Raw genomic sequence first — 13,583 nt, forward strand, 5'->3', positions numbered from 1 at the left:
AGCCAACGAAATAGGGGCAGAGGAAGCGTTTGTTGCGAGCATGGAGAATCCGATTTGGCGTGGGCTGATTAGTACGCTTGCGGCTTCACCCAAGGTTCTGGAGGTCCTGGCGGCCGTGGCGGGAGAGCAGATACCAGAGGAGGAGTTGCGACAGATTCGGGAGAACGTGCCAGAGTTGGCAAAGCTGGGGCGTGAGCGTCAGCAGGCGAAGCGTGAAAAGAAAGTGCCTCGAACATTAGGAGGTTGAGCTGTGGTTCTTGGCGGATTTTTGGGATACACAAAAAAAGAGGTGGCGTCGTGGTTGCGCATCTGCATACGCTCGGTAGAGCGGTTGATAGCGGCTGGTGAGTTGGTGCCGGTGCGGGTTCGTGGCAAAGTTTTTATCACGGTCGAGTCCTTTGAAGCGTACCGCGATCGCCTCTACCGGGGGAGTCGGTAATGATCCAGTACGTCTATCAGCCGTGCCGTGGTAAGTCGTCATTCCGACGATCCGTAGAGAACTATCGCGGGCGGTTCAAGCTGCCCGGTGGAAGGTTGGAGGATGTCACGCTTGGGACTCCCGATAAGCGCATTGCTGAGCAACGCCTTGCTGGACTCGTGCGTGAGCGGATGGATGAAGCAGCGGGCATCCTCGCACCAAAGACAATGCGGGATGCTGCGGTAAAACCGCTGACGGCTCACCTCGATGATTACATTGCCGATCTACGGGCCAAGAATCGGGCGAAGCGGTATTACGAACTGGTCGAAGTGCGGGTCAAGACGCTCATCGCTGAGTGTCGTTGGGAGTTGCCTAAGGACGTTACGCCTGATTCCTTCGTCTCCTGGCGGGCGATCCAGACGAAGGCGGCCAAGACGCTAAACGACTACCTCGACGCTGCTATGGTGCTGCTGAACTGGATGCGGCGGCAAGGGCGGATCGCGGCGAATCCCCTTTCATGCGTCGGTAAGGTGCAGACGGTTGGCCGGGAAGTCGTCAAGCGGCGGGCGTTGACTGATGCGGAGTTCGAGCGGTTGTTGTCGGTATCGGGCGGTCGGAGTGTGGTCTATCTGACAGCCGTGTTAACGGGCTTGCGTCGTGGTGAGCTCCGGGCGTTGCAGTGGGGTGACGTGCATCTCGATGCCCCTAAGCCCTTCATGAGCGTCAGGGCAGCGACAACGAAGAATCGCAAGGGTGCCGTAATCCTTCTCCGCGACGATCTCGTGACAGAACTCCGTGGCCTCTTGGATCGCGGCTATCCGTCACTTCCAGGAGGCCGCGTGTTTCGTGTGCCCAAGCCCGAGACCTTTCGCCGGGACCTGCAGGAGGCTGGTATTCCGATCTATGACGAGCAAGGCCGCAAGGTCGATATGCACGCTCTGCGTCACACGCTGGCCACGAACCTGGCTCGAGGTGGGGTTGCTCCTCGCGTGGCGATGGAGATTATGCGGCATAGCGATATTAAGCTCACCGCCAAGACGTACACCGATGCGGGGCTCCTGCCGATGGCTGATGCGATGGACAAATTGCCTAGGTATGAGGTGTCAAAAAAGCGCTCACAAAAGCGCTCACAATCTGGGGTCGTAGGTGGTCGTGATCTGTCGCAGCTAGTCGCGGTTGGTGGTGGGGCTGAAAGTGAAAAAGCCCTGTATTTACAGGGAAAAAGTCGTGATTTGTCGCAGGCTGTCGCTACCTGTCGAGAGGGTCAGGCAAGCGAGGGCGACGGGGCTCGAACCCGCAACCTCCGGATCGACAGTCCGGTGCTCTAACCAATTGAGCTACGCCCCCAGCCTCGTACAACCCCTTGCGAGGCTGCACGATTCCGAGTCACTAAGTCTAATAGCGCACTGGGCTATGTCAAACCCCCGGAACGTGAGCCGCAGCCACGGATTTAACCGCGGAAGGAGTGTCGAACCGTCTCCCTCAGTGCGATCCAAGGCGCCCTCTCGCTGAAAGCTGAGGCGTCCCCATCCTTGACACAAAGTAATGCCATGACCGGCACAGCGCGATAAACCACTCGCTGCAAGCAGCATCGCAACTTCAGAGCGATAACATCGCCAGCGGTGGGTTTCGGATCTCGGAATTTCAGGATGAAAAGTCGAGAGGCTGCACTTTGCAGAATCACATCGGCTGGTGACACTTATCATCATTGATGCGTATCGACTGCCACGTTCACATTTCCGCCAACACTCCCGGCCGGGGAAAAATGTCCAGTCGGCTGCAGCGCAGTCTCCCCTTTCGCTACATGCGATGGCATTTTGGTTTACGTGGTGATGATCGGGAAACCGAGCAGGCTATCGAACGAATCCTGATCCGAACCGTTGAGGAAACCACGGAACTCGATGGCGTGGTGCTGCTTGCGTTCGATGCGGTTCACACGGATACGGGCAAGATCGATGATGCGAACACTCATTTTTACGTCACCAACGATTACGTCGCAGAACTGGCGACGAGCCATCCCAAGCTCCTGTTTGGAGCGTCGATACACCCCTATCGCAAGGACGCGCCCGCGGAGGTTGAGCGATGCGTCAAGACTGGTGCGGTACTGTGTAAGTGGCTGCCGATCGTCCAGGGTTTCAATCCGGCCGATGCACGATGCCTGCCGCTGTATGAGGCGTTGGCACATTTCGGCCTGCCGCTGCTTTCGCACACCGGCGGCGAGCAATGCCTGCCAAACATCGACAAGACGGTCGCCAGCCCGGTTCTTCTGGAACCCGCGCTGAAGCGCGGCGTGAAAGTCATTGCGGCGCATTGCGGGACGCGCGCCAAGCCGTTCGAGCCTACGTACATCGCCGACTTTGTCCGCATGACCAGGGAATACGAGCATTTTTATGGTGATACCAGTGCCCTGAACCTGCCGATGCGCTGGCACGCATTCGATTATGTCCTGTCCGATCCGGAAATCCGTGCGAAACTCGTCCATGGCAGCGATTGGCCGGTCATCGTGCTGCCATCCCCCACGCGAATCGGCTGGCGGAAGGCGTACGGATTTCTGCGTGACCGCAACTGGCTCCGCCGTGACGTGGCGATTAAACGAAGCATGGGATTTGATGACGACTACTTCCGGCGCGCAGCAAAGGTGCTGCTGCTGCCGAGTGGTAAGGCTGGCAGCGGCACCCGTGATAGTCGCGGAGACACGCCACGTTGAGGCGGGCCGCTCCGGGGAAATCACTTGATCTGGCTCAGTTTGACCGGCGTGCGTTCGCGTGCGGAGACGATCGCGGCGTGCAGGACTTTCTGGGTTTCGTAGGCGTCGGCGAAATCGGGCAGCGGCACGACCGGCTTTTTCCCGGCGATGACATTGAACATGTCGGCGGCCTGGTTAATGAACCCGTGCTCGTAACCGATGATGTGCGCGTCCGGCCACCACGCAGAGGCATAGGGATGTCCGCTCCCGCCGCTGGTCACGTTGATCGAGGTCCAGCCTTGAAGTTTGGGTTCGGCGGTGGCGTCGTAGAATTCCAGCTCATTCATGCGGGGGAAGTGGAATTTAATCGCGCCTTTCTCGCCGTGGATTTCAATGCGGTTGCCGTTCTTGTCGCCGGTGGAAAGTCGAGTCGCCTCAAAGCTGGCGACGGCACCACCCTTGAAGCGAGCAAGGAAAAGCACAGCGTCATCCACGGTGGATTTGCCCTTTTTGCCGCCCTTGCGTGCGCCTTTGCCGGAGATTTCACCGCCCGCTGAGGGGTTTTCGATGATGTCGCGTTCCTTGATGAATGTCTCTTCAATCGCACCGACGACTTCACTGATCTCATCGCCGGTGATGAATCGAGCCATGTCGATGATGTGGGCGTTGAGGTCGCCGTGCGCACCGGAGCCGGCCAGATTTCCCTGGAAACGCCAGAGCAGAGGCGTGCCGGGACCACCCCAGTCCTGGAGATACGCGGCGCGGACGTGATAGATTTTTCCGAGACGCCCTTCCTTGACGAGTTGATGCGCCAGCGCGACGGCAGGCACACGCCGGTAGTTGTACCAGACGAAGGTGAGTGACTTTTTAGCGCGTTTGGCGGCATTCACCATCTCACGGGCGTCGTCGAGCGTGCCCGCCAGCGGCTTTTCGCAGGCAACATGTTTGCCAGCTTCAAGTGCCGCAATCGCCTGATCGCGGTGGACATAGTTAGGCGTGCTGACATCCACGAGCGTGATATCCGGATTGGTCACTACCTCGCGCCAGTCCGTCGTGTAATGCTTCCAACCCCAGCGCGGCGCAAATTTCGCCAAGTCCGCTGCATCTCGCGCCGCGATCGTGTGCATCACCGGCTCCACTGGCAGGTCGAAGAACTTCGCCACCTTCAAATATGCGTTGGAGTGTGTCCGACCCATGAACTTCGAGCCGATGAGTGCGACATTGATCTGTTGACCCGCCATGTGTGTCTCCTGAGTGTGGTGGTATGGACAAGATATCACGGGTGACTCGGAGTGACGAACCAGCCGCGATATTTGGAATTTTCCGTATAAAAAACCGCCGGCGTGGAAGCCGGCGGCTGTTGATCATTTCGCTTGTGGAACGCTGCCTCAATCAGGCAATCGAGTAGCGGCTGCCGCGTTCATCGGCAACTTCGATTCGCTTAAGCTTCTTTTGTTTCACCAGTTTGGTCAGCGCATTGTCAGCGCGACCGCCGCGCCCCTCGTCGGCCCAGTGCTTGTTAACTTCTGCAGCATTCGGCCTGCCGTGCTTGGCTATGAAAGCCAGCACCGACGCCTCGCCGCTCATGCTGAACGAGCCACGTGTACGCCGACCTCGCAGACCGCCTGCCGCGCCGCCAGCTGCCAAATTCAGCGAAGAAAATACCTGATCAATGGCTGCGAGTCGCGCTTCCAATCGCCTCCGCTCGCTGCGCAAGTCGTTGATCATTTTTGACAGTGTTTTAGGATTAACCGTTCGCGCCATAGCCGGATTCCTTATATGTGATTGACAACCCTATCCGTCGCAGGATGTTTTTACCACAATAAAAGTATTGCTCAAACTCCTCCGTTGAGTTATTCAACTATAGTAACACGCCAGCTTGATATCAAGGTAATTACTGTAGTTGTACTCTCATCATACGAAAGAAGGTAGTAACTTTTACGAGTTAGGAACTTTGGCGATGGCGTCGATTTCTATCTTCATATTGGGCGGGAGGACAGATTGCACAGTCGTGCGCGCGGGGCGTACTCCCGTGAAGAATTCGCCATAAACCTGATTGAACCGCTGAAAATCGTTGATATCCGCGAGGTGAACGGTGCATTTAATCACGTCCTCGCGTGTGCAGCCGCCAGCTTTGAGGACTGTCTCAATATGAGAGAGTGTCATTCTGGTTTGCTCTTCGATCGTGCCCGGAATGATCTTTCCTGTTACCAAGTCAATGCCTGCCTGGCCGCTGACATAAAGGAACCCGCCCGCGATAATTCCATCTGAATATGCGCCGGTTGCGGTTTTACGATTCGGATTCACGACCTGTTGCTTGGACATGGCAATCCTTCACTTTCCTAAATTACTATCAGTCCGAGTATCAATCTTTCAATACTATTCCGTATCTCTCATCAGATACGTTGTTATTGTGCATACCTCTGCCGGTAGGTTCTACTTCATCGCTTCAATCTTTTTCATGGCTTGCAGTGTCTTTTCATATGTTGCGAGGTCAACCTCCACCTCGCTGGTTAATGGACCCTGATAGTCGATCGCGTTCAATTCCCGCATGACCGCGGGGAAATCGACCTCCCCTTCGAGCAGCGCGGTCCACTTGCCATTGAGCGGCCCGCCCTTCCAGTCCTTGAGATGGACGAGCTTGGTATGCCGACCGAGTATCCGTACCCAGTGCTGGGGGAACTGGAACACCGCCATATTGCCGGGGTCGAAGTAGAAGCCCACGCGCGAATGGCCGACATCATCCAGAAATCGCTTCATCTCCATCGGGCTAAACAGAAAACCGTTCCACACAAACTCCACTGCGATATCGATACCAAGCTCGTGGGCGGTTTGGGCAGCCTCGCGCAGCGAGGCGACGCCGTTGGCGTAAGCCTCATCGTAATAGAGGTCGGGGCGCAGCCTGCCGAGGGTCAGCAACACGGAGCCGGCGCCAAGTTTCCCGGCCACCCGCAGCCCGCTGCGGATTTCCTTGACTGCCTCCAGCCGTGCCGCGCCGCGGTCCAACGGAGTATTTCCCAGGTGCAGCAGAGCCGCGCTGAAAATATGTACGTTGAGACTGTCGGCACGACGACGAATCGAGTCGAGATCCGCATCGGATGTCGCCGACGAAAGTTCTCCCTCTTTGCGCAACATCACCTCGACGACTTCGTAACCCGCGCGACTTGCTGCGGGAAGAAACTCCTCGAGTCTGGAGTTCCACATGCTGCACTGAGTGACGCCGAGTTTTCGCATGATTGAGCTACTTTGTGGACCTGTGCTTTGCGGCTGCCTGCCCGACGATTTACCACTTCACCTTGGCGATGCCGTTACCCCTGGCCGCCTTGAGGATCGCCTCAGCAACGGCGATGCCTTTAATCGCCTCCGTCGCGGGTGTAATGCACTTGGCCTTGCCTTTGAGGCAATCCAGAAAATGTCTGGCCTGCGTCACGTACATATCGGTGCGTTTGAACTTCCAGAGTTTTTTCTTCGCCCGGCTCGGATCAGCGGTGACGTAGTAGCCAAAGTCGCTGGTGTTGAGCTTGTCATTGGCGAATTCGCCGGGGCCAAAGTTGATGGAACCTTTGGGGCCGAGCAGGTCATGGCAACCGATACTTGCGATGCCCCAGGTCCAGCAGACCATGATCTGATCGCCTGACTTGTATTGGACGACAGCCGTCGCGGTGTCCATCGCTGTATTCGTTGTCAGCTTGATGGATCGGGCGACCACGCTTTCGGGATCGCCGAACATCATGTTTCCAAAGTCGTAGTTATGAACCGCCCCGTCAAAGAGAGGCCCGCCGCTGAGCTTGTCATCGAGAAACCAGGGACCGCCGAACCGGAAGAGTGACGCGATCGCATGACGCCAGAGGATCGGTCGGCCGATCGTCCCGGCCTGCACGATCCTGGCAAGCGTACCCCAGTCGGTATCGAACCGGCGACAGTGCGCGACCATGAGCAGCTTGCGCGTCTTGTGCGCTGCTTCGATCATCTGTCGGCCGTGCGCTACTGAGCGGGCGAGCGGCTTTTCCGTCAGTACATCCCGACCGGACTTCATCGCATCAATCACGACATCGCGGTGGTAGAGCGTCGGCGTGACGCAGACAAGGGCGTCCACCTTCTTGTTTCGCAAGAGCTGTTTGTAATTGCTGTAAACCTCTGCGTCGGGAAACTTTTTCTTGAACCCCTCCTGAGCGCCGGGAGAGGGATCGGCACCGGCGACCACACGACAGGCTCCGGTAGCTGCGAAGGCGTTGACTTGCCCCATGCCCATGCCGCCCAGACCGACGAACCCGATGTTAATCATGATGAAAAGTTCCCCATGAGGATGAGGGTGGAAGGAGAGACGGCGAGCCGCCGTCGTTCATTCTAAGAGCGTGAACCTGCCGCCGCCGTATGGCCGACGACTTCGCGCAGCGATTCGAGTTTGGCAAGCTGCGCCTGATTTTCCGTGAGCATCGCCGCCAGATCGTCGTCGATTTCACTGATCCCCGTGGAATGACTCACCACCCGCTGATACGCGGCGACCTGCCGACTTTTTTCGTTGATCAACAGCGGCATGAGCGACGGCAGCGACAAGTAGTGGTAGTTCGTCACCTCCGGCTGGAATGAGATCGGCTTCTGAGGCAGCTCAAGCCGATTGAGAATTTCCACGATCCGCTCGCCATGCTCGCTGGAAGTATGACTCATGGCTGTGATTTCACGCCATGCGGGAAAGCTCCGAGCCGTAAGGTAGGGTTTGGCTTCGTCGAGATGGCGAAACAGACTGCGCGTCTCGGTCGCCAGCAGGAGATTCAACTCATCGGCAAGCGCGGGGTTATTCATGGTCGTGCAACTATTCCAATTCACCGGCTCGCGGCAACCGATGTCGTCGATGACGCAGCGGACTCAGGTACGGTCGGCACGGAAGCATGCGGTTGATGCAAGGGTGCTCGGTAGATCACCGCCTGCTCACGCGCCATCTGGCCGGGGGCACCGGGGAGGATGCCGGTCCAGAACACCGCTGCCGCGCAGACGGTCATCACCAGCACGCCGCCGAGTCCGGGCAGGAATGCCGGACGGTTTTCACGATCAGGAACAAAGGCCATGTAATAGACCGGCCGGAGATAAAAGTAGAGGCTCAGCAGTGTGTTGATCAGGAGAACGGCGATGAGCACCAGCCCCGCGGAGCCGGCCGCTTTCATAGAGGTGGCCAGATAAATCTTGCCCATGAACCCGCCGAGCGCGGGCATGCCGAACAGAGACAACATGAAAATCGTCATGAACACCACGAGGATGGGCGAGCGACGAATCATGCCGGCATATTCGCGGATGTCTTCGTTGCCGCCGGTATGACGTGCGATCACCGCCGCCGCAGTGAAGGCTCCGAGATTCATGAACAGGTAAACCAGCAGGTAGAAGAGAATCGCGCCGACCACTTGATCCTGAGAGCTGCCGTGCTCACCGGCGGTGAACACCACGAGGCTGCCCGCCATGAGCATGTAGCCGGCATGAGCGATGGAGCTGTAGGCGAGGAGACGTTTGATATTGGTCTGATGGAGGGCGACGAGATTTCCCCACGTCGCGGTGACACCGCCGAGGATCGCCACACCAACGGCCAGACCGTAGTAGAGGGTTGATCCATCGGGTGTCGCTGCGCCGAACTGGGCGAGGACGCGGAGCAGCAGACAGACGGCCGCACCTTTCGATGCGACCGAGAGGAACGTGGTGATTTCCGTCGGCGCGCCCTGAAAGACGTCAGGACACCAGAAGTGCAGCGGTACGGCGGAGAGCTTAAAGGCAAAGCCGGCAAATAGCGCCAGCACGCCCACCGCCAGCAATGGCGGTATCGCATGACCCGCTGAGCCGTCCGGTGACATCTGGAGGCTCAATTCGGTCGTGCGGGAAGCGATGGTCGGCAGATCGAGTGAGCCTGTCACGCCGTAGATCAGCGACATGCCATACACCATGATCGCGCTGGCTGCCGATCCGAAGATGACGTACTTGAGAGAACCTTCAGACCCCTTGCGGTTTTTCTTGCGGAAGCCCGCCAGTGCGTAGCTGGGAAAGGAGGCGGCTTCGGTGGCGATGAAGATTGCCAGCAGGTTATTCGCGGACGCCATCAGGGCCATGCCTGTCGTCGCCCCCAGGAGGAGACAGAGTAGGTCGGGGGAGTCGGCGACGGCGGTTTCATGGCGTGTGGCGACGAGCCATTGAACGATGATGAGGATGGTAAAAAGAATCAGGAGAATCTTGAAGAACTGGCTGAAGGGGTCGATCGCCAGCATGCCTGAAGTCGCGGTGCCGAGGATCGCCCGTCCGGACGCCGCCGGCCCGGACATGCTCAGGCCGGTGAAGATCAGCGCCAGGAAAAGCGAGGTCAGTGCCGCCAGTGTCGGCAGGACGATGCTTTTGCGTTTGATGAAGGGCACAAGGATCACGGCGCACATGCCGATGACCAGCCATATTTCAGGCATGATGTAAGGCAGCGCGGCTCGGACTGGTGTCAGATCAGGATTCACGTGTTTTGCCGTTCTCGTTTACGTGTTCAACCGTACCGTTCGATCAGCGGTCGCCTGTCGCGGCGAACCGAACATTCACGCTCGCATCACCGCATGGTCAAAATCGTCATGATGGAATCAAAGGTCGGCCGGGTCATCTCAAAGACCAGGTAAGGCAGGATACCGAAGACAAACGCGGCAATGCCCAGGGTCGCCATGATGAAGTATTCGCGGCCGGTGATCTTGTCGTAGTGCGAGTATTCGGGCTTTTCCGTTCCCATGTAAACGCGCTGGAACATCCAGAGGATGTAACCGGCGGTGAGCACGACGCCGAAGGCAGCGATGATGCCCAGGGTGTAAGCCCACGAGGTGACGGCTGCGGCGTCCTGCGCACCCAGAGCACCGGCAAGCTCGCCGTTACCCGCAGCACGGAACGTACCCAGCAGAACCATGATCTCACCGATAAAGCCGCAGAGACTCGGCAGGCCCATGCCGGCAAAGAAGCCGACGAGCGACCAGCCGCCGAAGCCGGGGAACTTGAGCCAGATCCCGCCGAAGCGGTTGATTTCGCGGTGGTGGGCACGTTCATAGACGACGCCGACGAGGAAGAACATCATCGCACTGGTGATGCCGTGCGCGATCATTTGGAAGTACGCACCGTCGAAGCCGACGCGAGTCATCACCGCAAGGCCGAGTGTGACATAACCCATATGGCTGACCGAGGAATAAGCGACGAGCTTTTTCCAGTCGCTCTGCGCCATTGCACAAAACGCACCGTAGATGATGGCGATGACCGCAAGCACTGCGACGAACACCCAGAAAAGTTTGGCGGCATCGGGGAAGTACGGATAGGTGATCCGCATCAGGGCGTAACCGCCCATCTTCAGCAGCACACCGGCGAGGATCATGGAAATGGGTGTCGGAGCTTCGACGTGGGCGTCGGGCAGCCAGGTATGGAACGGCACGCCTGGCAGCTTGATGAGGAAGGCGATGAGTGTCAGCCAGAACGCCCATTGAGCAAACTGCCAGTGCGGGCCGCCGTGAGCAAAGAGTGCCCGCACGCTTTCACCCTGGATGACCATCATGTCCCAGGTGTTTTGATGGTCAGCGGTGGCTTCACCCGTGTAGAAGTAAAGGCCGAGCATCACGACCAGCAGACAGATCGAACCGGCGAGTGTGTAGAGAAAAAACTTGATCGCGGCGTACTCTTTCCGCGGCCCACCCCAGATGCCGATGAGAAAATACATCGGCAGCAGCGAGACCTCAAAGAACACGTAAAAAAGGAACATGTCCAGTGAAAGGAACACGCCTAGCATGCCTGTGAGCAGGAAGAGATAAAGAGCCATGAAGGACTGCGTGGCTTTTTCGATGTTCCAGCTCGCCAGCACCACGAGAACCGAAAGTGAAGTCGTCAGCAGCACCAGCGGGAGTGACAGGCCGTCCACCCCGGTGCGGTATTGCGCGTTGATCATGTCGATCCACGAGACGGCGGTGACGTACTGCACACCCTGAAAGCCGCTGCCGTAGTAACCGACGGCGATGTATATCGACATCACCAGCGTCACCAGCGAGGTGACCAGTGCCACCATCTTCGATGTCTGCCTGGGGCTGAGGAGGCAGAGCAGTGCCCCGATCGAGGGGACGAAGATCATCCAGTTAAGCAGCGTGTTCATGACGATTCCTAAGGGGCTATTCGGGAAGGGTTGCCTTTGAGTTGTCGCTACGACAGAGGGTATGAAACATCCGTCCGGATTTCAGTCCCTTGCATCGTGTCGTTCATGGTTCTCTCTGGCTGTCCCTTTCGTTGTTTGTTCTCTGGGTCGCTGTAATGCGATCGACGATCACCGTAATGACAGAACCACCGCCAGCACCGCGAGGGTGACGAGGGTGGCACTGAGGAAGAAAACCAGAACATAGACGCGGATGCGGCCGGGTTGAGTCGCACGGAGGACGTTGCCGCCGTTTTGCACCGCCAGAGCTGCACCGTTAACCGCACCATCGACGAGTTTGTTATCCACCCCGCCGGAGACAACCGCGAAGGCCCGCGTCACCCAGCCGGCGAGATTTACCAGGCCATCGACGATCGTCTTGTCCACCCACGAGCAGATATACGCCACGGTCTTGCCTGCGTGGACGAGGAACACGTCGTAGAACGCATCGAAATAAAGCTTGTTGACTAACCAGTTGTGAATGACGCCGATGCCGGGGATGCGGACGATCCGGGAGGCGGTCTTCAGCCCCGGTGCGTAGATGGCGATGCCCAGCACGAGCATGGCGATCCAGCCCACGCCGTAGCCCAGCCACTTGTGAACGTAATGGATGCCGTGCCCCATCTCATGATCAACGCCCGGTTGGACCCAGTGAACACCCGAATCCCACATCAGAGAGCGAGATTCGTTGATGAGGTTTTGCCAGAACGGCATGATGAACGGCGCGGAAGCGATCGCCAGGATCGCCAGCGCGATTTGCGGTAGGACCATCTGCCACGGTGCTTCGTGGGCGTGGTCGTACAGGTGCTGATCGCGCGGCTTGCCCAGGAAGGTCAGAGCGAAGCTGCGCGTCATGTAAAAGACGGTGAGGAACGCCACGCCCATCGGGAGCCAGAAATAGAGTTTGGCCAACGGCCCCAGCAGGACACCCAGCGCGTCACCGTGGTTCACCGCACCCGCGAGGATGCCATCCTTGGAGTAAAAACCGCTGATACCCCAATCCGTCATCGGGATCGAAGCCCCGGAGATGGCGAGCGTGCAGATGAAGTAACAGGTCATGGTGATGGGCATTTTTTTGCCCAGCCCGCCGTAGTACCGCATGTCCTGCTGATGGTGCGCTGCGTGGATGACGCTGCCGGAGCACTGGAAGAGGCAGCACTTGAAAAAGGCGTGGGTGATCAGGTGATAGAGAGCAAAAGTCCACGAACCGACGCCTAGCCCCAGAATCATGTAGCCAAGCTGCGAGATGGTGGAGTACGCCAGGACGCGCTTGATGTCGGTCATCACCAGAGCCATACACGCCGCGATAACCAGCGTGATGAGGCCGACGGTCGCGACGAAAAGGTGTGCTCCAGGCGTGAGGATGGGGTAGATCCGGGCTGTCAGATAGACGCCGGCAGCGACCATCGTCGCGCTGTGAACGATTGAGGAGACAGGCGTAGGCCCTTCCATTGCGTCGGGCAGCCAGGTGTGCAGGGGGAACTGCGCCGACTTGCCGATGGCTCCGAAGAAAATCCCGATTCCCGCCGCGGTGAGCCAGATCGGTGGGTTGAGAATCGAGAAATTCGGGTCCAGCTCGTGCAGTCGCCGCACCACTGCAGCGAACATATTTCCATCCTGAGCCGTGGCGGGCAGGAGGACGTTGGCTCCCAGATGATAGAAAAGGATGCCGAACCCGATGAGATAGCCCATGTCACCGACGCGGTTCATGACGAAGGCTTTTTTGCACGCCAGTTGCGGGCCGCGTTTCTCAAACCAGAAACCGATGAGCAGGTAGCTCGTCAGACCGACGAGTTCCCAGAAAACAAAGAGCATTATGATCGAGTTGGCGATCACGATGCCGAGCATGCTGAAGGTAAAGAGCGACAGGTAGGCAAAGAAGCGGTTGTACCGCTTGTCTCCTTCCATATAGCCGATCGAGTAGAGATGCACGAGCATGGCGATGAACGTGACCATCGTCATCATCACGATGGTCAGGCCGTCAACCATGATTCCCAGATAGAGCCAGCGTGCCTCACCCGCTGCGGTATTCCCCGCCAGCGGAATCCACGGCACATCGGTCACGATGGGCAAACGATCCGCCACCGGCAGCCCGATCCACTGAATCGCAGCGTAGGCGGCACAGGCAAACGCCCCGCCCATGACGACGAAGGTCAGCCATCCCGCAGCCTTATAAAGCACCCGCCGCGTGAGCAGGATGACGATCATCGAGCTCACCAGCGGCGCGAAGGTCGCGATGAGGAGCAGGTTTCGGATGGACAACTGTGTGGGGGTCATGCTTTTTACGGGAGCAAGGTTCGGGGCCTGAGGCC

12 protein-coding genes, 1 tRNA gene and 1 pseudogene are annotated in these 13,583 nt (G+C 58.2%); 4 read left to right on the forward strand and 10 right to left on the reverse strand.

Annotated elements, in window-relative coordinates; all coding sequences use genetic code 11:
- The 3 genes and pseudogenes from IT444_00005 to IT444_00015 form a co-directional block, all read left to right on the forward strand.
- A partial coding sequence (locus IT444_00005) for a hypothetical protein (GenBank protein ID MCC7191136.1) occupies positions 1 to 247 on the forward strand: 247 nt, incomplete at its 5' end.
- A 3-nt stretch (positions 248 to 250) separates the two neighbouring features.
- Positions 251 to 439, forward strand: coding sequence for a helix-turn-helix domain-containing protein (locus IT444_00010; protein ID MCC7191137.1), 189 nt, complete (start codon positions 251 to 253; stop codon positions 437 to 439).
- Positions 439 to 1,467 (forward strand): annotated as a pseudogene (locus IT444_00015) (site-specific integrase). The gene IT444_00010 and the pseudogene IT444_00015 overlap by 1 nt, the downstream one beginning before the upstream one ends.
- Before the next feature lie 224 nt (positions 1,468 to 1,691).
- Here the strand turns inward: IT444_00015 and IT444_00020 are convergent.
- A tRNA-Asp gene (locus tag IT444_00020) sits at positions 1,692 to 1,765 on the reverse strand.
- A gap of 364 nt (positions 1,766 to 2,129) precedes the next feature.
- Between IT444_00020 and IT444_00025 the strand changes: the two genes are divergently transcribed.
- Positions 2,130 to 3,125, forward strand: coding sequence for an amidohydrolase family protein (locus IT444_00025; protein MCC7191138.1), 996 nt, complete (start codon positions 2,130 to 2,132; stop codon positions 3,123 to 3,125).
- A gap of 20 nt (positions 3,126 to 3,145) precedes the next feature.
- Here IT444_00025 and IT444_00030 read toward each other — a convergent pair whose 3' ends face one another.
- The 9 genes from IT444_00030 to nuoL all read right to left on the reverse strand — a co-directional run bounded on the left by IT444_00030 (position 3,146) and on the right by nuoL (position 13,548).
- Positions 3,146 to 4,345 carry a Gfo/Idh/MocA family oxidoreductase gene (locus tag IT444_00030; protein ID MCC7191139.1) on the reverse strand — a complete coding sequence of 400 codons (1,200 nt, stop codon included), beginning with the start codon at positions 4,343 to 4,345 and terminating at the stop codon, positions 3,146 to 3,148.
- Between the two features lie 151 nt (positions 4,346 to 4,496).
- Positions 4,497 to 4,868, reverse strand: coding sequence for a hypothetical protein (locus IT444_00035; protein ID MCC7191140.1), 372 nt, complete (start codon positions 4,866 to 4,868; stop codon positions 4,497 to 4,499).
- Between the two features lie 174 nt (positions 4,869 to 5,042).
- A complete protein-coding gene (locus IT444_00040) occupies positions 5,043 to 5,429 on the reverse strand; it encodes a regulator (GenBank protein MCC7191141.1) in 387 nt (128 codons plus the stop codon).
- 111 nt (positions 5,430 to 5,540) lie between these two features.
- Positions 5,541 to 6,338, reverse strand: coding sequence for a sugar phosphate isomerase/epimerase (locus IT444_00045; protein MCC7191142.1), 798 nt, complete (start codon positions 6,336 to 6,338; stop codon positions 5,541 to 5,543).
- 49 nt (positions 6,339 to 6,387) lie between these two features.
- Positions 6,388 to 7,389, reverse strand: a complete 1,002-nt coding sequence (locus IT444_00050; protein MCC7191143.1) for a Gfo/Idh/MocA family oxidoreductase — start codon at positions 7,387 to 7,389, stop codon at positions 6,388 to 6,390.
- 62 nt (positions 7,390 to 7,451) lie between these two features.
- Positions 7,452 to 7,907 (reverse strand): hypothetical protein, encoded by a 456-nt coding sequence (locus IT444_00055; protein MCC7191144.1) that lies wholly within the window; start codon positions 7,905 to 7,907, stop codon positions 7,452 to 7,454.
- Between the two features lie 20 nt (positions 7,908 to 7,927).
- A complete protein-coding gene (locus IT444_00060) occupies positions 7,928 to 9,583 on the reverse strand; it encodes an NADH-quinone oxidoreductase subunit N (protein ID MCC7191145.1) in 1,656 nt (551 codons plus the stop codon).
- A gap of 86 nt (positions 9,584 to 9,669) precedes the next feature.
- Entirely contained in the window at positions 9,670 to 11,235 is a 1,566-nt protein-coding gene (locus tag IT444_00065) for an NADH-quinone oxidoreductase subunit M (GenBank protein MCC7191146.1), read from the reverse strand.
- Between the two features lie 168 nt (positions 11,236 to 11,403).
- Positions 11,404 to 13,548, reverse strand: coding sequence for an NADH-quinone oxidoreductase subunit L (gene nuoL / locus IT444_00070; protein MCC7191147.1), 2,145 nt, complete (start codon positions 13,546 to 13,548; stop codon positions 11,404 to 11,406).
- Positions 13,549 to 13,583 lie beyond the last annotated feature (35 nt).

Source organism: Phycisphaeraceae bacterium (assembly GCA_020851465.1).
Lineage (GTDB): Bacteria > Planctomycetota > Phycisphaerae > Phycisphaerales > Phycisphaeraceae > JADZCR01.